The sequence below is a fragment of the Parabacteroides faecalis genome (assembly GCF_022809355.1).
Taxonomy (GTDB): Bacteria; Bacteroidota; Bacteroidia; order Bacteroidales; family Tannerellaceae; genus Parabacteroides; species Parabacteroides faecalis.
The window spans coordinates 1-19,295 of record NZ_JAKZMM010000013.1; the positions used below are offsets into that span (position 1 = coordinate 1).

The following is a 19,295-nucleotide window of genomic DNA, read 5'->3' on the forward strand; positions in this document are numbered from 1 at the left end:
CCTTCCGGAAGAAGGAGGCGATAACCGTTGGTTTCCATAACTGATAATGATTTGTTGTTCTCAAAGATACGATTTTATCGAATTTACCCCTCATATTTTTACGTTGATCCCAAAAGGTGGAGATAAAAACTGTAGGAAAAAAGAAAAGAAGTTCATTCAATGTGTTTTCCATCCTTAAGATGATCTAGCTGTTGAAAATGGAGAAGTTCCTTGTGTATGTTTGTGAATGTAAGAACAGAACTAACCGACCTCGGCACGTCTGTTACTGGAAATCTTTTGACAGTACACTATTCATATCTCAACATGGAGATAACCTTCTTGTTTGATATTTTATATATTTTCCATGCGATAGATAAGAAGATAATCACACCAACTATCAACGCTATTGAAAACCAAAATAAGAAATTATGTATTAATTGTAATCCAAATCGGAACGCACATTATTTAACAAAAAATGATATACAAGAGGCAATGCCACCACTAATGAGGTAATATATAGTCCTAAATAGATGCCTCCTAATAATATTGAAATATCAAACGAAGAAGCTCCATATATTTTTCGAACAGCTATCTGTTTTTCCATAGAATTAACATCTTTGGTTATTGCTGTATATGCTCTCAATACAACGATAACAATAGACATAAATGAGAACAACAAGAATAAATCAGTAACCGACTTTGTTGCATCTATTGTCAAAAGTTGTTCTTCCTTAAAAGTTTTCAAATAGAAAGGTATTGTATTAGGCAGTTTCGTTCTAATTATTTTTTCTATTTCACTGCGTACATAATCTTTTTTACCGGCTTGTACTTTCACATAAAAATCTTTTGGATTCCCTTTTGATAAGGATATTACATTATAACGATACTTTTCACCCTTCTGTAACAAGTTTTTTGACATTGGCTTAAACGGTAATTGATCATAAACTCCAACAACCGTATAATACACATTGTTAATCATTACGGTTCTTGTAGCCAATTTATCTAATTCTAAATTCAGAAATTTAGAAATAACAATTTCGTTTTCGGTAGCAGGAAGTCTACCTGCAATCATAGGAAGATTAAAAAATGAAAAGTAATTCCGATCTACATCCTTTACTATTCCCTCAAAAGAAACAGTATCATTCAAAACAATAGATCGAGTCAATTCTGAACCCACCAATGATATATTCTCAACAAAATCGATAGCTTTTATAGAAGACAATAATTCTTCTTCAGCACCCATAAAACGGACATTATCTAAAACTACATGAAATATATGTTCGGATTCTTCATCAGACAATGTCCTATTTATTGTAACCTTTGAATGATTCGAAAACAACAACAATCCTAAAGAAGAGCCCACAAAAAAAGTAGATACTATAAACTGGAGTGCCAACAAAGCCTTAACCATTTTTCCTGAGCGTCCAGTCTTGATGCTTTCAGTCAAGATGCGTTTTTTTATTCGATATACAACCCCAAATGCAATAACCATTGAAATTACCAAAAGTGATAAGACAATTTCAATATAAGACTTATACAATACCCATACATCAATTTGTATAATTTCATCTATAGCTACAGAGTCTGGCAAATACATATAATACAAAGGCAAAAGTATATCTGTTAATCCCATTGTTACCATCAATGCAATAAAAAGGAACAAAAATATATCCACTAACAATAAAAGATATAAGCCCAACAGACTTGAACCAAATACCATCCGAATCCCCAACTCCCTTGTTCGTGTATAAAAATCCTGAATAAAGTTTTTTACAAAATTGAAAAACACCAAGAATGAAATCAAAGAACCCAATAGGGATATAGATAATACGATATAAGAAAGTTAATCATAAGCTTGATGTAAACTTTCTGCTTTCAAACGATAATCCTCCCATTCATACTTTTCACTAGGCAAATAAGTCTCAATAGGTGTTTCATCTAAACGTTCATTAAATAACAATGCGATTTTTCCACTATACAGTTTATCATCTGTAAACTTATCGTCTATGACCACATACATATCCGCACATTCATCTAATCCTTTCGGAAGGTCTTTTACAACTCCAGTTATTACATAGTCTTTTTTCAACAATTTCCCATTTTCATTAGAAAGAACGAACAATGAATTCCCTACTGGATTGGATTTGCCATATACTTTCCTAGCATAACTTTCTGACAAGACAATACTTCCTACACGTAAGTCGCCATCAATGAACTCTAATGAATAAACTTGTGGGAAATCTTTTGTTACACACAAACTATTCAATATATAAGAGATTTCTTTCCCTTCATAAAAGAAAGTGACATCATCTTTTTGACGCATTCCCGAATATGCGATTTTCTCACATCTTAATGGATTATACAAGAAGATATTATTAATGCATCGCCCCTGATAGCTAGAACCATATCTCTTTGTTGTTTGATCAACACTATAAATATTAGCTATTTTAGAGCTATTAGGATAGTACAAATATTGACCACGAATAAACTCCAAATAATAGTTCGTCATCCCAAAGCAAATCAATCCTATAGAGAAGCATAGAATCAACAGCAGATTCAATTTCTTTTCTTTTCTTTCCAAAAACGCCGTATCGAAATTTTAAAGAAGTTAAATAGCATATTTCATGTAATTTACTCAATTAATGATCTCTATGATCACTAACGGTAAAAGTTATAGCGTTATTTTGTATAGTAGATGATTACTGTATTTTTTGATGCAATGATGGCAAAATCTTTCCCAAGGTTGATATGTAAGTAAATCCCTCGTATTTCTGACTAAAAATAGCTTTTTCTCTTTTTTAGCTGACACAGTAAAATGGATTTCTCGTACATTTTAGGAGAAAAAGGAAGCTTTTTCCTGCTCTTTCGGTGCATTTTCTTGAAAAGCCGGCGCGTTTTGATCAAAAGCCGGTGTGTTTGGGTAAATTCATGGTAAGCTTTTTGGGAAAAAGTAACGAGAAATAGAAACAAAATCAGTGCGTTTTGTCTGAAAAACTCGTGATATCTTGCTGGAAAGTCCTTTTAAACAGGAATAGATTGTTAAAATCTGTTTTAAATAGAGGCGATTTTTCCTTTTCTCGTTTTTAAAGACAGATTTTTTTGTCAGAAATGATTTCAAATCCATTCTATTTTTGAATGATAAAAAGATCGTTATACATGAAAAAGAGTGACAGCTGGTCGATTAATCCTATAAGGAATGTTTTTTCTTTCGTTTTATTGTCAGAAAATATCAGGATTGAACAGCTTTCTGTTAAACCTTAACTCGCTGTGCGTCGCATATTCCCGATCATCTGTACAAATCTCTTCAAATATCGCAGAAATAAGAGGGTAGTTTTGACAAAATGTCAAAATGAAAAAGAGAAAATATCCTCACCGGATACTTTCTCTTTTCCATATATATACTCCAAAGATTTTTAGTCTCTGTTGGAGAAATATTTCATGAACTGTGAGCGTTCGTATAATGCCGGATCAGGAATATTGGCATAATTCAGTTTTCCGATAAACTGATCCAATGATTCATAATGAGCCTGATGCATCCATTCTTCTACGCAAGTCGTGATTTGTGAGATGATTTCTGCTCCGTGTGTATAGATAGCGCTACACATTTCAACAGCAGATGCTCCGGCCAACAAGCATTTAACAACGTCTTCCCAGTCGTGTACTCCGGTAGAAGAAGCAATGCTGATATTCGGAATCTTACCGGATACGATAGCCGTCCAGCGAATCGTATCGCTCAAATCTGAATGGCTGCTGAATACATTGCCTGATACCAACTGCATTGTATTCAGATCAATGTCCGGCTGATAGAAACGGTTGAATAGAACAACGCCGTCTGCACCGTTAGCCTTCAATTGATTAACCAAAGCCGGCATATTAGAGATGTATTTTCCGAGTTTGATGATGACCGGAATAGTAACCACTTGTTTTACTTTCTTCAGAATCTGGGTATATAACTGATACAAGTCTTCACAGCTGTGATGGATATCGGTTTCAAGGAAGAAAACATTCAGTTCGATAGCATCAGCTCCGGCATCTTGTAATTGCTTGGCAAACTCAATCCATGTATCTGCCCGATAACAGTTGATGCTGGCAATGATAGGAATGGTACACAATTCTTTGGATTTGCGAATCAGTTCCAGGTAATTTTCCACTTGGTTTGCCTTTACATAGCCACGGATATAATCGGCAGCCTCCGGATAATCGGATTCTTGCAACATGGCATCGCTTTGCATTTCCATTTGTTCTTCAAACAATGATTTCAGAACGATGGCACCAGCGCCGGCTTTTTCAAATTCCTTGTTTCGTTCCGCATTATTGGTTAAACCGGAACTACTGACGATAATAGGAGACTGAAGTGTCAGTCCCGCATATTGTGTCTTTAGGTTAATCATATTTATTCTGTTTTTTATTGTTTATTAGACTTATTGTTAGTCAACCGTTTTGTTGATCAGTTATTAATATTCTCTTTCTCCAAAGATATAAGTCCCCACACGTATCATGTTGCTTCCTTCCTCAATTGCCAGTTTGTAGTCGTGCGACATTCCCATGGAAAGGATCGAGAAAGCTTCTGATTGGCAGAATACGGTTTCCTTTAATTCCGTGAAAAGCGCGTGCAAGGTATGGAATTCCTTGCGGATCTGGCTTTCATCGTCTGTCAAAGTAGCCATACCCATGATGCCACAGATTTGTACATGGGGTAATTCCGGTAAATGATTTACCAGTTCGCGACATTCATCGGGTGTAAATCCATGTTTGGTTTCTTCAGCTGCCACATGGATTTCCAGCAAGACGCGGATGATTCGCTCATGCTTGGCCGCCTGTTTTTCGATTTCATTCAATAACTTCAGTGAGTCAACGCTATGAATGAGACTGATAAACGGGGCAATGTCTTTTACCTTATTGCTTTGTAGCGGACCGATAAAATGCCATTCAATATCTTTGGGGAGAACAAGCTGTTTGGCTACCAGCTCTTGAGCTCTGCTTTCTCCGAATACACGCTGTCCGGCCTGATAAGCTTCTTGCAAAGCTTCAACCGGATGAAACTTTGAAACAGCAACAAGCGTCACTCCTTGTGGAAGTGAAGCCTGTAATTCTTGAATATGCTGAGCTATATCCATAATGATATGATTTAGATCGTTGTTTCTGCCGCTTTCTTTTGTTCAGCAATCAGTTCTTCCTTTGATTTGGGTTCGGAAGGAATGCTGTTCGGATCAAACGGGAATACATCCATCAACTGAGTTTCTGTAACCGAAGCAATCGTATAGTCAGACAATGTTCCTTTCATACCTTCTTCCAGTACGGCGATTGCCTCTTTTAAAGTAGAAGCCTGAGCCAGCATCTGAGCGGCTGTTTTCTTTTCGGCTCCGCTTTTTTCGTCGAGCGTAATGAAATATACTTTTATTTTATAGTAACGGTCTCCGTTTTCATTGAAGAATAGTTCTGAAATACGTGCACGCTTGATGTCTGTTACCGTAAACTCGCCTGTAATGAAAGGACGAATTTCTTCGATAATACGTGATTCAGCTTCTGTAAATGACAGAGCATCTACAAGATAAGGCTCTGTTACTTTCTTCTGCATACCATTTTCAAGCATCTTCTCGAAAGAGACTTTACATTCAAACCAGTTGTGCATCTTTATTCTGTTTATATTAATTATTATCTTGTTTCTTCCGACAAAGGTAATAGCAATTTATAAATAAAACAATTGATAGCTATTTTTTCGGAAATGTATTTTCATGAATAATTTGTACTTTTATCGCCTTATTGAATGAGAATAAAATCAAGATAAATAGAATTACATGAAGACATTACTTTCATTGCCACCTAATTTGGTGGACTGTTTTCATCAGATAGAAAAGGTATCAGAAGATGCTTGGTTTTGTACATCCGATCCTGTAGGTGCCCGGCTGGGTTCGGGAGGCGGAACTACCTGGCTGCTGGAATCGTGCTGGCAGAAAGAGCATAAGGATATCGATTTTAAGTCTTGGCTGGCTTTGGAAAAGCGTATCTTGTTGCATGCCGGCGGACAAAGTCGGCGTTTGCCTTCGTATGCACCTTCGGGAAAGATTTTAACGCCCGTTCCGGTGTTTCGTTGGGCTAGAGGGCAACGGTTGTCGCAGAATCTGCTTTCGTTGCAGCTTCCGTTGTATCGGGAAATCATGCAGAAGGCACCGGATTCTTTGCATACATTAGTGGCCAGCGGAGATGTTTATATCCGGAATAGCGAGCCTTTGCAGGAAATTCCCGAAGCCGATGTCGTTTGTTATGGCTTGTGGGTTGACCCGTCACTGGCAACCAATCATGGTGTTTTTGTATCAGACCGGAATTGTCCGGACGAACTGGATTTTATGTGGCAAAAGCCTTCTTTGGAGCAACTGGCTTCTTTGTCGGGTTCGCATTTGTTCCTGATGGATATTGGTATTTGGTTGTTAAGCGATAAAGCTGTCCGGCTATTGGCAGAACGCTCCAAGAAAGCCGACGGAAGTTGGAACTTCTACGATATGTATGGAGAATTCGGGTTGGCATTAGGACGGAATCCGCAGGTAAAGGATGAAGCTTTGAATCAGTTGAAGGTGGTTATTCTGCCGTTGCCGGGAGGTGAGTTTTATCATTATGGGACGAGTAGGGAATTGATTTCTTCAACATTGGCCGTACAGAACCTGGTGCGTGATCAGCGGGCCATTATGCATCGGAAAGTCAAACCGCATCCGGCGATGTTTGTACAGAATGCAATCCTGGATAAGCCTTTGACGGCTGATAATTCGGAAGTATGGATAGAGAATAGCCATGTGGCAGGAAAATGGCAACTGGCCAACAGACATATTATAACCGGTGTGCCACGAAACGACTGGAGTCTGACTTTGCCTGCCGGTGTTTGTGTAGATGTTGTTCCCTTGCGGGAATCTGCATTTGTGGCTCGTCCGTATGGTTTTTATGATGCCTTCAAAGGAAAACGCGATGATGCTTCGACACAATGGATGGGAAAACCGGTGCAGGAATGGATGCAGGAACGCCAGGTTGCATTGCCCGATTTCTCGGATTTGCAGGAAGCGCCTATCTTTCCGGTTTGTACCTCTGTCGAGGAATTAGGTCTTGTATTGCGCTGGATGATATCCGAACCTGAGTTGATCACCGGTAAAGAAGTCTGGGAGAAAGCCGAGAAGTTGTCGGCAAACCAACTGTCTGATCAGGCCAATCTTTTGCGGTTGGTAGAACAGCGGGATTCCTATTGTCGGGAAAACTGGCCGATGTTGGCCAAGAATCATGCGAAAAGTGTCTTCTATCAGTTGGATTTGGCCGATGCAGCCCAAGCCTTTGCGCATTATCGGTTGCCATTGCCGGATATATTGCCTGCCGATGAACCGGTCATGAAGCGCATTCATAATTATATGTTCCGTTCGAAAGCCCATCAATTGGCCGGACAACCTTGGGAAGCTGAGCAACAGGCGGCCTTTGCTTTACTGCGCGATGGTTTGTTGCAGACGCTTGATTCGGATTTGCAGCGTCCGCATCGGCAAGTTTATCCCGATCAGATTGTATGGGGAAGAAGTCCTGTCCGGATTGACTTGGCTGGTGGATGGACGGATACGCCTCCGTACTGTCTTTTTTCCGGAGGAAATGTGGTAAATGTGGCCATCGAACTGAATGGACAGCCTCCTTTGCAGGTTTATATCAAGCCTTCTAAAGATTATCGGATTACCTTGCGCTCGATTGATCTGGGAGCCATGGAGCAGATTCAGACTTGGGAAGAATTGTCCGATTTCAATAAAGTGGGTTCGCCTTTCTCAATCCCGAAAGCGGCATTGGCTTTGGCCGGATTCTTACCCCGTTTTTCAGCAGATAAGTTTACTTCATTGGAAGAACAGCTGAAAGACTTCGGCAGTGGTTTGGAAATTACGTTGTTGGCTGCTATTCCGGCGGGTTCCGGCTTGGGGACAAGTTCAATTCTGGCAGCAACCGTTTTGGGTTCTTTGTCCGACTTCTGTGGCTTGGGTTGGGATAAGAATGAAATCGGTAGCCGTACCTTGATTTTGGAGCAGTTGCTCACCACCGGCGGAGGCTGGCAAGATCAATATGGCGGTGTGTTGCACGGTCTGAAGTTATTGCAGACCAACGATGGCTTTTATCAGCATCCGCAAGTCCGTTGGTTGCCTGAATATCTCTTCACAGATCCTTGTTATCAGTCTTGTCATATTCTGTATTATACGGGAATTACCCGGACGGCAAAGCACATATTGGCAGAGATTGTTCAGGGAATGTTTCTCAACAGTGCTGCTCATCTGCATATTTTAGGAGAGATGAAACGTCATGCCTTGGATATGTTTGAGGCGATTCAGCTGGGGAACTTCGAGCAGTACGGTCGTCTGGTAGGGAAGAGTTGGGAACAGAACAAGGCGCTTGATTCCGGAACGAATCCTCCAGCTGTGGAAGCCATTATCAATCGTATCCAGGACGAGGCTTTAGGTTATAAATTACCGGGAGCCGGCGGTGGCGGATATTTATATGTCGTAGCAAAAGATCCGGACGCAGCCCGTCGGATTCGGCAGACATTGATGACAAATCCTGCGAATGCAAACGCCCGCCTAGTAGAAATGAATCTTTCGAATAAAGGTTTGCAGGTAAGCCGTTCTTAATACAGATAAAAGCTTTTCCCGCCGCGCTGGGGTTTTTGTAGAGATACAAAAGTCTCCGCGTGCCGCGCTGAAGTTTTTGTAGAGATGCAAAAGTCTCCGCGTGTCGCGCTGAAGTTTCTGTAGAGGTACAAAAGTCTCCGCGTGTCGCGCTGAAGTTTTTGTAGAGATGCAAAAGTCTCCGCGTGTCGCGCTGGGAGTTATGTAAGCTTCAGGAGATAATTTTTGAAGGGAAAGATAGGATATTTGAGGACAAAAAAATCCCGGTTGCTTTCTTTTTGGGGATAAGCAACCGGGATTATTATTATCTTATATGGGATGAGATTACATCATGCCACCCATTCCGCCCATACCCGGATTCATTGCCGGAGCAGCCGGAGTCTCTTCTTTCTTGTCTGCGATAACACATTCAGTAGTCAAGAACATACCAGCGATTGAAGCGGCATTTTCCAAAGCTACACGAGTTACCTTAGCCGGGTCGATTACACCAGCAGCACACAAGTTTTCGAAGCAATCCTTGCGAGCGTTGTAACCGAAGTCGCCTTTGCCTTCTTTTACGCGCTGAACGATAACGGCACCTTCTTTACCAGCGTTGGCAACGATCTGACGCAACGGTTCTTCGATTGCACGTTTAACGATTTCGATACCAGTTGTTTCATCATCGTTTTCACCCTTCAAGCCTTCCAAGGCAGAGATAGCACGGATGTAAGCAACGCCACCACCAGGAACGGTACCTTCTTCGATAGCTGCACGAGTTGCATGCAAAGCATCATCAACACGGTCTTTCTTTTCTTTCATTTCAACTTCAGAAGGAGCACCTACGTACAGAACAGCTACGCCACCTGCCATCTTGGCCAAACGTTCCTGAAGTTTTTCTTTATCATAATCAGATGTTGTATTTTCCATCTGCATTTTGATCTGACCGATACGATCCTGAATAGCTTGCTTGTCGCCTGCACCGTTTACGATAGTTGTGTTGTCTTTGTTAACAACGATCTTTTCAGCAGTACCCAGCATATCCATAGTAGCGCCTTCCAGCTTCATACCTTTTTCTTCAGAGATAACGATACCGCCAGTCAATACAGCAATATCTTCCAACATAGCCTTACGACGATCGCCGAAGCCCGGAGCCTTAACAGCACAGATCTTCAAAGAACCACGCAGACGGTTTACAACCAAAGTAGCCAAAGCTTCGCTGTCGATGTCTTCAGCGATGATCAACAACGGACGACCGCTCTGAACTGTCGGTTCAAGAATTGGCAGCAAGTCTTTCAATACTGAGATCTTCTTGTCGTAGATCAGCACATACGGATTTTCCATCTGGCATTCCATCTTTTCAGTATCTGTTACGAAATACGGAGAGATGTAACCACGATCGAACTGCATACCTTCTACAACATCAACAGTTGTTTCAGTACCTTTGGCTTCTTCTACTGTGATAACGCCTTCTTTCTTTACCTTTTGCATAGCTTCTGCAATCAGTTTACCGATAGCTTCATCACCATTGGCAGAGATTTTAGCAACGTGTTCAACCTTTTCGAATTTATCGCCAACTTCTTCAGCTTGTTCAGCGATGCTTTCTACAACTTTAGCAACGGCTTTGTCGATACCACGTTTCAAATCCATTGGGTTTGCACCTGCTGTAACGTTCTTCAAACCAACACCGATGATTGCTTGTGCCAATACAGTTGCAGTAGTTGTACCGTCACCTGCATTATCATTAGTCTTTGATGCTACTTCACGAACCAACTGAGCACCCATGTTTTCAAACTGATTGCTCAATTCGATTTCTTTTGCTACTGTAACACCATCTTTTGTGATGTGAGGAGCACCGAATTTCTTTTCGATAATTACGTTACGACCCTTCGGACCCAGAGTTACTTTAACGGCATTTGCCAATTCGTCCACACCTTTCTTCAAAAGGTCGCGGGCATCCATATCATATTTAATTTCTTTAGCCATGATTTTCTAGTTTTTGAATTTGTTAGTTTGTTTGTTTTTGTGAGTTGACAAGTGAATGAATAACCGAGGTAATGGATTTGTTTCCTGAAATCTTTTCCTCTTGTTCCCTTGTCGCTTTTATTTAGATGATTGCCAAAATATCAGATTGACGCATGATCAAGTACTTTTCGCCTTCGAATTCGATTTCAGTACCTGCATATTTACCGTATAATACAGTATCGCCTTCTTTAACAACCATTTCTTCGTCTTTGGTTCCCTGACCAACGGCTTTCACTTCACCTTTTAAAGGTTTTTCTTTTGCTGAATCCGGAATAATGATTCCACCTACAGTTTTTTCTTCTGCGGCAGCCGGCTTGATAAGCACGCGGTCTGCTAATGGTTTAATGTTCATATCTGTATAAGTTTTAATTTATAATTTTATAATCGATATTTACCGGAGTCTTTTTACGACTTCCGCTAATATCTCTACGAATAGTGTGCCAAACCGATTTGGGAAGATGACAGACTGTCAATATTGCCGAATCTGACAAATGCGGATATTTCCTCAGGACAACCTGTCAGTCTGTTTCCGCCATCGGAAGCATTTATCGGATGATCCGGGCATATCCTTCTTTACGGGCTTTCGGTTCGGCCGGTGTTGTTGCCGGATAACCTAAAGCAATGGCTCCAATTCCGCCCAGACCTTCGGGAAGTCCCATTTCTTTCATCAGTTGTTTGCCTTCTTCGGTAGCGAACATTTCGATCTCTCGGTTAATCCAACAGCTGGCAAGTCCTATGGCATGGGCGGCAAGCATCATGTTTTCGAGTACACAAGTTCCGTCTTGAATGGCAAACGGACAATCAGTTGGGGCGAAAACCAATACATAAGTTGGTGCATCGTAATAAGGATTCCCGCTTTTCCCGCGAACAGCCGCATTCATGGCTGCCAGCTTTTCTTTCATTTGTTCTTGTTGTACGGCTACGATGAATGGAGATTGCCAGCCCATTCCGGTTGGAGCAAAGGTTCCGGCCTGTAATACGGCATTCAGTTCTTCGTCGGTAATCTGTTCAGGTAAATATTTACGGCAACTACGGCGTGTCTCAATGAGTTTTAAAAATTCGTTTTCCATATCTTATAAAGAATTATTGTTATTATAATATGTACAGATAAATCTGTTCTTGCATACAAATATATAATGAGAAATCAATTTGACAAAAATACCGTTTGGAACGATGGTATAATAATAAAGAAAGCAGGTAAAAGAAAATAGATCCTTTTGCCTGCTTTGATACATTATTCATTTGTGAGTTACTTATTCTTCTGCATTTTTCTTTAGCCATTCCAGTCTGCGACAATCCGGAAGATGCTTTACTTTAAAATGTTCGAAGGTTGCTTTAAATCCTTTGCCGTCGGGCGAAGCGGCCATTAAGCCAACCATGACCGGAATATTGTCTTGCAACCAGGCCGTACGCATCATGGTGTATTCCTTATCGTCGAGTGAATAGAAGATCTCAACTGCATCCAGGCGTCTGACTGCCTTGATCCAGATATAAGGAACCGGTTTATCGAGCGCGATGACGCTCCAGTCCGATGTTTTGTGCGTAACAACCGTACTGATATTAAACTTACCGTCGACAAACTCAATACCGGTTTTGATATAATTCTCGTGATCAATCCGCAACATTAATCCTGCCTGATCAAAACGTTGCTTATAATCTCCTGTTACCTTTACTTTTACTTCAAATTCTCCTCCATAGGTAGTGTAGTAGAAAGGGGCATCATCTACTGTGAAGCCGTAATGTGAAATCCGCCAGTAATCACTTTGAGGTGTTACGAACATTGACAGCGAATTGTCTTTGATTTCCCATTCTTCCGGTTCATTGAACCATTGCATCTTCTCCAGCGACTGGGCTATCCCCATTTGGGAAGACACTAAAACCAATAAGGTAAAAAATAACTTTTTCATTGAATGCTAGTATAATTAAATATGAATGAATCAATCAATGGAATCTTTTCTTCATTTTTCATTTGGCAGTTTGTGTATAACTGCATTTTAAATTTACCTTTGCAAAGGTAAATGGCAAGATTAATTTGTACAATGATTATTAATAACCATTTTCGCTATGGATATTGTAAAGAAGCTGACCAACGAATTTTCACGACAGGATTTTACGAATTCAAGAGAAGATCTGGATGCCGGAGAACTGGATAAGTATAAAAGAATTGCTTCGGGATATGCCACAATTGAAAACGCCATTGCTGTATTAAGTGATATGCATGCCAATACCAGTTATATTTATTATGGTGATTTCTCTGACGTGTTAGGACTTGGAAAAATGACTGATAAAGAAGATCGTATTGGTTCTATTTGGGAAGAGGAGATCTTAAAGCTTGTTTCTCCGGATGATTTGCATAATAAATACTTGCATGAACTGCGTTTTTTTCATTTTGTGAAGCATTTGCCTAAAGGCCGTCGTCATCATTATTATTTGGCAAACAAGTTGCGGATGAAAGATTCTGCCGGAAATTATCATGCCGTTTTGCATCGTTTGTTTTATGTTCCCGAACCCAATGGGAATAGTTTATGGTTGGCTTTGTGTTTATATACTCCGTTGACCGTTGATTTGCCAAACGGGAGTGTGGTGGTCAATTCGGTAACAGGAGAAACGGAAGAGCTGGAAGTAAAGAATGATTTAAAGATCTTGTCGGATAGGGAAAGGCAAGTACTCCGACTGATTGATAAAGGACTGATGAGTAAAAATATAGCAGAAAGACTTTCGATCAGTATCAATACGGTCAGCAGGCACCGACAAGAGATTCTCAGTAAGCTTCAGGTTAAGAATTCTATCGAAGCTTGTCGGATTGCTAAAGATTTAGGACTTATTTAACTGTTACTGGAAGTTAGGCAGACAGGCATTTCTCTTCAGATTGACATTCTGACACTTTGTCAATTTAACTGCTTTAAAACTGAGCTGTACGGTTCGGAGTATGGGCTTGTTTGATTTTATGCGATTCTCGCGAAGTTGAGATTTGTCAAAAAGAAAGTAAAAGGCGTGTTTGTGAAAAAAAAGATTGTTGCTTCAGTACGTCCTGGGCAAGAAAAATAGATCTTGTTGGTTGGTGGCTGGATTTACATTACTTTTTGGCAGATTAAAAGTAACTGGATTTGGACAAGAAAATGGAAGGAAAACAGCCTCTCGGCAGGTGAAAAACTGCCGAAAAAGCGTGTCACGAACAAAATAAACGGGAATTATCTTCAAAATACCTGACTTTTTACGGGAAATCCTACTAGCTTTGAACAAATTCCCGGCGTGTTTTTGGTAAAACATAGGCATGAATTGGGTTAAAAGTAGGCATAAAATCCTCCTTTGTAGACGAAAATAGGGGTGAAAATAGCCCTTTTTGCCCGTTTTTTGTGTAATATGATATGAATGGATGTTAGCAGATTAAGGCTGATTTTGTCTTACTGTTGGCTATCAACTGTAAAACCTTTCAAAGTGATCAAGTTGTTATTGCTATAGATGCAGGTAATAATCTTTGGCCAACGCTATAAAATCATCCGTATAAACATGCCTTTCCTTCTCGATTGTCAAGGTATCTGCCTGGACTTCTGTAACCGGTGTGTCGGATATTTCTACCAGCAATCGTTTGGGGCGAGAAGTAGGAGTGGGCAGAACTGCCGTTTCTTTGTGTAGGAACAGAGACTCCTTATATATAATAGGTAAGAGGATTTCCCGTTGGTCGAAAGGCAGGATCAAACAGAGTTTTCCTTGCGGAGCCAGAAGTTGCCTGCTGCCTTCAATCAGTTCTTCCAATGTGAGTGTATCCGTATGCCGTGCCTGATTGCGCTGTTTGTCGGGGCATTTCAGTGAATCAATGAAATAAGGCGGATTGGAAACAATACAGTCATATTGGCGGATTCCGGCTGATTCGTTGACAAAATTGGCAAAAGGACGATGGAAAATCTGCAGTCGGTCACCGAAAGGTGAGCGGTCGGCGTTTTCGCGCGCTTGGATACAGGCCGCTTCGTCTATATCCACTGCGTCGATTTCTGCCTGGCAACGCTGGGCCAGCATCAGACTAATCAGTCCGGTTCCGCAACCCACGTCGAGTATGCGTGTTATGTTTTCTACACAGCACCAGGCACCCAATAAAACACCGTCGGTACCCACTTTCATCGCACACTTGTCGTGCCAAACCGTAAATTGCTTGAACTGGAAATAAGGATTTGCCATCTTTTTTCTGATTACCAGCTGCAAAATTAGAGAGATTCTGCTATTTTTCGTACCTTTGGCACGTTTATTGTATAAAAAATTATACAACCGCTTAATTAGAAGTATGAAGAGTAAAAAGAAAATATTCTCCGCCTCCTCGTTTATAGCAGACGAGCCGATGGATATTGTAATACCCATTCTGACGAATTGTGATAACGATGAGGATTTTACGGAAGGGATTGACAAGCTGGAAAGCGAAGTTCCTATTTTACCGTTGCGTAATATGGTTTTGTTTCCCGGCGTGGCTTTGCCCGTTATGGTAGGCCGAACTAAATCAATGAACCTGATAAAAGACATGGGCAGTTCGAAATCGATGATAGGAGTAGTCTGCCAGCGAGATATGTCTGTCGAAGATCCGAATAAAGACGATTTGTATCCGATAGGTGTTATTGCCGACGTACTTAAAGTTATGGATGTATCGGACGGCATGACTACGGTTCTTTTACAGGGAAAGAAACGTTTTGAATTAAATGAACTGGTACAGGACGAACCATTCCTGAAGGGACGAATTACCTTATTGGATGAACATTTCCCGGCAAAATCAGATAAAGAATTCAAGGCTTTGCTATCTAATGTAAAGGATTTGATGATCAAGATCCTGATGGCAACCAACGAACTTGGACAACGGGAAATGGCCTATGCCATCAGAAATATTAATAATGCACTGTATCTGATTAATTATGCAAGTGCCAATCTTTTGAATGATGTAGCCAACAAGCAGCTGTTGCTGATGATGGATAGTCTGAAGGAACGTGCTTATAAGTTGCTTACTTTATTGAACCGGGAGTTTCAGCTGATCGAACTGAAGGCTTCTATCCAGATGAAAACGCAGGAAGATATTGATAAGCAGCAGAAGGAATATTTCTTGCAGCAACAGATCAAGACGATTCAGGAAGAGTTGGGTGGCAGCGTGAATGATCGGGATGTACAGGAACTGAAGGACAAAGCGGCTGATAAGATATGGCCGCAAGCCGTTGCTGAGATTTTCGACAAAGAACTTCATAAGCTGCAACGCCTGCATCCGCAGTCTCCGGATTATTCGGTGCAGATGCAATATGTACAGACCATTGTCGGTTTGCCATGGGAAACCTATTCGACAGACAATTTTAACTTGAATCATGCCCGTCGGGTATTGGATCGGGATCATTATGGTTTGGAGAAGGTAAAGGAACGTATTATTGAACATTTGGCTGTATTGAAGCTGAAGAAAGATATGAAGTCGCCTATCATCTGCTTGTATGGTCCTCCGGGAGTCGGAAAGACTTCTTTGGGCCGCTCTATTGCAGAAGCATTGGGCAGGAAGTATGTACGTGTTTCCTTGGGCGGTTTGCACGACGAGGCAGAAATCAGAGGGCATCGCCGGACATATATTGGTGCTATGTGCGGACGAATCCTTAAGAATATACAGAAAGCAGGAACTTCCAATCCGGTATTTATATTGGATGAGATCGACAAGGTGTCGAGCGACTTTAAAGGTGATCCGGCTGCTGCTTTGCTGGAGGTACTTGATCCGGAACAAAACAGTGCATTCCATGACAATTATTTGGATATGGACTACGATTTGAGCCATGTGATGTTTATTGCTACGGCCAACAATCTGAATACAATTTCCCAACCTTTATTGGATCGTATGGAGTTGATCGAGGTAAGTGGCTATATTCAGGAAGAAAAGGTAGAGATAGCATCGAAACATCTGATCCCGAAAGAAGCCGAGATTCATGGATTGAATAAGAAGGAAGTGAAGTTGCCGAAGAAAACAATCCAGGCGATCATCGAATCCTACACACGCGAAAGCGGTGTACGTGAGCTGGATAAGAAGATTGCCAAGCTGATGCGTAAGCTGGCTTATAAGAAAGCCTCGGATGAAGTACTTCCGGCACAAATCAAACCGGAAGATTTGCACGATTACTTAGGACCGATAGAATATACGCGTGATAAATATCAGGGTAATGACTATGCCGGTGTGGTAACAGGTTTGGCATGGACGGCTGTTGGTGGCGAGATCCTGTTTGTTGAAACCAGCTTGAGCAAAGGCAAAGGCGGCAAACTGACGTTGACCGGAAATCTGGGTGATGTCATGAAGGAATCAGCGATGCTGGCATTGGAATACATTCATGCGCATGCTCCTCTGTTTGGTATAGCAGAAGACCTGTTTGACAATTGGAATGTTCATGTCCATGTACCGGAAGGAGCTATTCCCAAAGATGGTCCGAGTGCCGGTATTACCATGGTAACTTCTTTGGTTTCGGCTTTCACGCAGCGGAAGGTGAAGAGTAATCTGGCGATGACAGGCGAAATCACTTTGCGTGGTAAAGTTCTTCCGGTCGGAGGTATCCGAGAGAAGATTTTGGCGGCTAAACGGGCCGGCATCAATGAGATTATCCTATGTAAGGAAAATCAGAAAGACATTGATGAAATCAAACCGGAATATCTGAAAGGGGTTACATTCCACTATGTAAGCGATATTCAGGAAGTCATTAAATTGGCTTTATTGGACGAGAAGGTAGCGAATCCGTTATTTTGATCGGATGATAATATAAGGTAGAAGTCATGTATAAAACCAAACTCGTGGGTTGGGTTTTGTATATGACTTCTGTTTTGTTTTTTACGATGTTTTGATTTCGGTTATTGCGAAATTGATTGATTTTCCTTTTCTTTGCAAAGAATTAATAAACGGCAGAGAGAAACGGATGAGACTGAAGGAACGGATATATTATGTTTTGGTATTGATAGCGAGCTTTCTGGTTTTGCTGTCAGTAATTGTTCCTCATCATCACCATGCCGATGGCTCTCCTTGTTACGAATGGTTATGGTATGGAGCCGCTTCGGATGCGCATACGCATTCCCATGGCGGAGATCATGACCATGCAACCGACTGCACACATAATCAGGCATTAAAACCAGCTATCGAGAAACATGTAGTAGGTGAAGATATACACCTTTGGCTGGTTCCTATATTTTCCTTTTTCTATTTACTTCGTCGACAAGATTCAGACTGGCTATCTGCTCTTTTTGAGCAAGGGCGAACCGTCTATCAGGAGACGTTGCATACCTCGTGGATACCACGGGCTAAAGGACTTCGTGCTCCTCCTTCCCTGATTTGATCCGATGTTAAGATATAATAGACTGTTTGTACGTCTGTTGTATCGATTGTTTAGAAGACAAGACTTATTGGAAGTCCGGTCTTCAGAGGAATATAACAATTAATCAAATCAGAAAACAAATGAAGAAAATATATTGGGTATTCTTGGCAACTGCCTATTTATTGGCGGGTTGTCAGGCAAAGAGTGTGCATACAGAGCATGATCATGAACATCATCATGAAGAAGAAACCGAACATGCACACGAGGAACATAATCATGAACATGATCACGAGCACGAAGAAGATGAGCATAATCATGAACATGAAGAAGCCGGAGAAAGTCATGCAGCCGGCGAGATCGTATTCAAGAAGGCAAATGCTGAAGCTATCGGTTTGCAGACGGAAGAAATGACTCCGGCTGCCTTTTCAGAAGTATTGAAAACCAGTGGTCAGATTCAGGCAGCGCAAGGTTCGGAATCGGTAGTCGTAGCAACAGTTCCAGGTGTGGTAACTTTAGGAACAACCCGTTTGATGGACGGAACGGCTGTACAAAAAGGACAGACGATTTTATCTCTGGCTTCACGGACATTATCAGATGGTGATGTAGCCTTGCGTTTGAAGAATGCTTACGAAACAGCCCGGAAAGAATATGAACGAATGAAAGGACTGGTAGCCGACAAGATCGTTTCAGAAAAGGACTTCGAACAGGCTCGTTTGGCCTATGAGAACGCTAAGGTTGCCTACGAAGCCGTAAATGGAAAACATTCATCCAATGGTGTGGCTGTTACGGCAACGATGAGTGGTTTCTTGAAGAATATTCTGGTAAAAGAAGGTGATTATGTAGCCGTAGGTCAGCCTTTGGCAACGATTTCTCAGAATAATCGGTTGGTATTGCGGGCCGATGTGTCGGAAAAGTATTATGCGCATATTCCGATGATGCGTTCTGCATATTTTAAGACACCGTATGATGACCAGGTATATAAGTTGGACGAGTTGAATGGTCGTTTCCTTTCGTATGGTAAATCTTCTGCCAATAATTCATTCTATATTCCTGTCTTGTTCGAGTTTGATAACAAAGGAGCAATCATACCGGGCTCGTTTGTAGAAGTCTATTTGCTGGGTAATCCGATGGATTCGGTACTAAGTGTTCCGCATAGTGCTTTGGTAGAGGAACAGGGGTTATTCTTTGTTTACATCCGTTTGGATGAAGAATGTTATAAGAAGCAAGAAGTTTCTTTAGGCGCAGACAACGGCGAACGTGTCCAAATACTTTCCGGACTGAAAGCCGGTGATCAGGTCGTTACAAAGGGAGCTTATCAGATTAAGCTGGCATCGGCATCCAATGCTATTCCGGCTCACAGCCATAGTCATTAAACGAAATCGATACG

15 protein-coding genes are annotated in these 19,295 nt (G+C 41.3%); 5 read left to right on the forward strand and 10 right to left on the reverse strand.

Annotated features, from left to right (window positions below):
* Positions 1 to 412: 412 nt before the first annotated feature.
* From MUN53_RS06660 to MUN53_RS06680, 5 genes are all read right to left on the reverse strand, one after another.
* Positions 413 to 1,612 (reverse strand): ABC transporter permease, encoded by a 1,200-nt coding sequence (locus tag MUN53_RS06660; protein WP_243324146.1) that lies wholly within the window; start codon positions 1,610 to 1,612, stop codon positions 413 to 415.
* Between the two features lie 210 nt (positions 1,613 to 1,822).
* The gene (locus MUN53_RS06665) at positions 1,823 to 2,560 is read right to left on the reverse strand and encodes an ABC transporter permease (RefSeq protein WP_243324148.1); all 738 of its coding nucleotides are present in this window, start codon (positions 2,558 to 2,560) and stop codon (positions 1,823 to 1,825) included.
* A gap of 832 nt (positions 2,561 to 3,392) precedes the next feature.
* Complete coding sequence (locus MUN53_RS06670) at positions 3,393 to 4,370, reverse strand: dihydroorotate dehydrogenase-like protein (protein WP_243324150.1); 978 nt, start codon at positions 4,368 to 4,370, stop codon at positions 3,393 to 3,395.
* A gap of 63 nt (positions 4,371 to 4,433) precedes the next feature.
* Positions 4,434 to 5,096 carry a YggS family pyridoxal phosphate-dependent enzyme gene (locus MUN53_RS06675; protein WP_243324152.1) on the reverse strand — a complete coding sequence of 221 codons (663 nt, stop codon included), beginning with the start codon at positions 5,094 to 5,096 and terminating at the stop codon, positions 4,434 to 4,436.
* Between the two features lie 11 nt (positions 5,097 to 5,107).
* The gene (locus MUN53_RS06680) at positions 5,108 to 5,611 is read right to left on the reverse strand and encodes a DUF4494 domain-containing protein (RefSeq protein ID WP_022455939.1); all 504 of its coding nucleotides are present in this window, start codon (positions 5,609 to 5,611) and stop codon (positions 5,108 to 5,110) included.
* 166 nt (positions 5,612 to 5,777) lie between these two features.
* Here MUN53_RS06680 and MUN53_RS06685 point away from each other — a divergent pair, with 166 nt between their 5' ends.
* Complete coding sequence (locus tag MUN53_RS06685) at positions 5,778 to 8,612, forward strand: bifunctional fucokinase/fucose-1-phosphate guanylyltransferase (RefSeq protein ID WP_243324155.1); 2,835 nt, start codon at positions 5,778 to 5,780, stop codon at positions 8,610 to 8,612.
* A 321-nt stretch (positions 8,613 to 8,933) separates the two neighbouring features.
* Here the strand turns inward: MUN53_RS06685 and groL are convergent, their stop codons facing one another.
* From groL to MUN53_RS06705, 4 genes are all read right to left on the reverse strand, one after another.
* Positions 8,934 to 10,571 carry a chaperonin GroEL gene (gene groL / locus MUN53_RS06690; RefSeq protein ID WP_243324156.1) on the reverse strand — a complete coding sequence of 546 codons (1,638 nt, stop codon included), beginning with the start codon at positions 10,569 to 10,571 and terminating at the stop codon, positions 8,934 to 8,936.
* A gap of 121 nt (positions 10,572 to 10,692) precedes the next feature.
* On the reverse strand, positions 10,693 to 10,962 hold the full coding sequence (locus tag MUN53_RS06695) for a co-chaperone GroES (protein ID WP_243324158.1): 270 nt from the start codon (positions 10,960 to 10,962) through the stop codon (positions 10,693 to 10,695).
* 193 nt (positions 10,963 to 11,155) lie between these two features.
* On the reverse strand, positions 11,156 to 11,680 hold the full coding sequence (locus MUN53_RS06700; protein WP_243324159.1) for a nitroreductase family protein: 525 nt from the start codon (positions 11,678 to 11,680) through the stop codon (positions 11,156 to 11,158).
* A gap of 183 nt (positions 11,681 to 11,863) precedes the next feature.
* Positions 11,864 to 12,517: a DUF1349 domain-containing protein gene (locus MUN53_RS06705; RefSeq protein ID WP_022455934.1), complete on the reverse strand. Its 654-nt coding sequence runs from the start codon at positions 12,515 to 12,517 to the stop codon at positions 11,864 to 11,866.
* Between the two features lie 157 nt (positions 12,518 to 12,674).
* On the opposite strand from MUN53_RS06705, the gene MUN53_RS06710 reads away from it, so the two are divergent.
* Positions 12,675 to 13,439 (forward strand): response regulator transcription factor, encoded by a 765-nt coding sequence (locus MUN53_RS06710; protein WP_243324160.1) that lies wholly within the window; start codon positions 12,675 to 12,677, stop codon positions 13,437 to 13,439.
* 627 nt (positions 13,440 to 14,066) lie between these two features.
* On the opposite strand, the gene MUN53_RS06715 is transcribed toward MUN53_RS06710, so the two are convergent.
* A complete protein-coding gene (locus MUN53_RS06715) occupies positions 14,067 to 14,786 on the reverse strand; it encodes a tRNA1(Val) (adenine(37)-N6)-methyltransferase (protein ID WP_243324161.1) in 720 nt (239 codons plus the stop codon).
* 103 nt (positions 14,787 to 14,889) lie between these two features.
* Here MUN53_RS06715 and lon point away from each other — a divergent pair, with 103 nt between their 5' ends.
* From lon to MUN53_RS06730, 3 genes are all read left to right on the forward strand, one after another.
* Positions 14,890 to 17,349, forward strand: coding sequence for an endopeptidase La (gene lon, locus MUN53_RS06720; protein WP_243324163.1), 2,460 nt, complete (start codon positions 14,890 to 14,892; stop codon positions 17,347 to 17,349).
* Positions 17,350 to 17,515: 166 nt separating this feature from the next.
* Positions 17,516 to 17,929 carry a DUF6769 family protein gene (locus tag MUN53_RS06725; protein ID WP_243324166.1) on the forward strand — a complete coding sequence of 138 codons (414 nt, stop codon included), beginning with the start codon at positions 17,516 to 17,518 and terminating at the stop codon, positions 17,927 to 17,929.
* A 119-nt stretch (positions 17,930 to 18,048) separates the two neighbouring features.
* Positions 18,049 to 19,281, forward strand: coding sequence for an efflux RND transporter periplasmic adaptor subunit (locus MUN53_RS06730; protein WP_243324169.1), 1,233 nt, complete (start codon positions 18,049 to 18,051; stop codon positions 19,279 to 19,281).
* Positions 19,282 to 19,295 lie beyond the last annotated feature (14 nt).